Here is a 1790-nt window from a genome sequence, read left to right on the forward strand (position 1 = left end):
TGGAAGGAGACTGAACCGGGTTGGTATTGGTATGAAGCCCCGGTGGAGATACAGTCGCTCCTGATTGAAGCCTTTTCGGAGATTACGGATGACATCGAGAAAATCGATCAACTCAAATTGTGGTTGCTTAAAAATAAGCGCACCCATAGATGGGAAACGACAAAAGCGACAACCGAAGCCGTTTATGCTTTGTTGATGCGCGGAGGGCCATGGTTATCCCTTTCACAAAGCACTTCCTTAAACCTGGGGGATCAGGAGATCAATCCCGATAAACTCAGCTCCGAAGATAAGGAGGCAAAAACAGGCTACTTTAAAAGGGCCTGGAAGGGTGGGGAAATTACTTCGGATATGGCCACATTAAAGGTTGCGAATAAAGGGGAAGTTTCAGGGTTCGGAGCGGTTTACTGGCAGTACTTCCAAGATGTCGATCAGATCATAGAGACCGCGGATGGCCCTCTAAAAATCACCAAGGGGCTCTATTTGAAAAACCAATCTGCCAGTGGAACCACCCTTTCGCCTGTTGACCAAAATGCACCTTTAAAAGTAGGCGATCTCCTGACGGTCCGCCTGGAAATTATTGCCCGGGAATCCCTTGAATTTATACATCTTAAGGATTTGAGGGGCTCGGGCCTGGAACCCGTGGATGTGCTGTCCGAGTATAAATGGCAGGACGGCCTGGGGTATTATCAGGCTACTAAAGATGTGGCTACGCATTTCTTTTTTGACCGACTCCCCAAGGGGACATATGTGTTTGAATATGAACTACGTGTGAATAACTCCGGAAACTTTGCGTCGGGCATCTCCAATATCCAAAGCATGTACGCCCCTGAATTCTCCAGTCACTCAGACGGCAGGCGTTTGACTGTTTTAAAACAATAATATAGTCTATCTTCTGAAGATTCAAAGTTTAATCGTAATATTGCGATAATAATAGAATTATGGGAATTTCCAAGACCGAAAAGTTTACAGACCGGCAGAATCGTATTGCCGCACTGGCAAAAGGATTGGGCCATCCGGCCCGCGTAGCCATACTAGACCACTTGTTTAAAATACAGGGGTGCGTCTGTGGTGATCTGGTCCAGGAAATAGGATTGGCCCAACCTACGATCTCCCAACACCTTAAAGAATTAAAAAAACTCGGTTTAATCCAGGGTGCTGTGGATGGGGCAAGTGTCTGTTATTGTATTGACCCGGAGAACTGGGCAGAGATGAAGGGGGTTATCCTCCAATTTCTGAACAGCGACCTGACTATCCAAAACCCTTGCGAGCCCCAGGGGTCTTAATTGAATCTACTAAAAACAATTTCAATGAAAAACGAACAGGAATTAAAGGATTTGGTACGGGAGCGTTATGCCAAAATTGCCGGACAGGGCAAGGTTGAAAATGCCTCCTCTTGCTGCGGGGCTACTACCCCGTCCAATAAGGTGTACAACATTATGATGGACGACTACACAGACACAGAAGGGTACGTGGAAGATGCAGATTTAGGACTGGGATGTGGCCTTCCAACGGAGTTTGCCTTAATCGAAAAGGGCGATATTGTCATAGACCTGGGGTCCGGAGCGGGTAACGATTGTTTTGTAGCCCGGCACGAAACCGGGGCGGCAGGCAAGGTGATCGGGATTGATTTTACCCCCGTTATGATTGAAAAGGCCCGCCTGAACGCGGAAAAAATGGGGTATAACAACGTCGAATTCAGGGAAGGGGATATCGATGCCTTGCCCGTGAACGACGATGTGGCGGATGTTATTGTCAGCAATTGTGTACTTAACCTGGTGCCCAACAAGAAA

Annotated in this window: 2 protein-coding genes and 1 pseudogene; all 3 read left to right on the forward strand. The window is 47.4% G+C overall.

From position 1 onward, the window contains the following. Window positions 1-879 (forward strand): annotated as a pseudogene (locus WBV75_RS03195) (alpha-2-macroglobulin); the annotation flags it as partial. Between the two features lie 59 nt (window positions 880-938). Continuing rightward, the gene (locus WBV75_RS03200) at window positions 939-1283 is read left to right on the forward strand and encodes an ArsR/SmtB family transcription factor (protein WP_424119213.1); all 345 of its coding nucleotides are present in this window, start codon (window positions 939-941) and stop codon (window positions 1281-1283) included. Window positions 1284-1307: 24 nt separating this feature from the next. Further along, a partial coding sequence (locus WBV75_RS03205; protein ID WP_424119214.1) for a methyltransferase domain-containing protein occupies window positions 1308-1790 on the forward strand: 483 nt, incomplete at its 3' end.

This window comes from Robiginitalea sp. (genome assembly GCF_049588695.1).
Taxonomy (GTDB): Bacteria; Bacteroidota; Bacteroidia; order Flavobacteriales; family Flavobacteriaceae; genus Robiginitalea.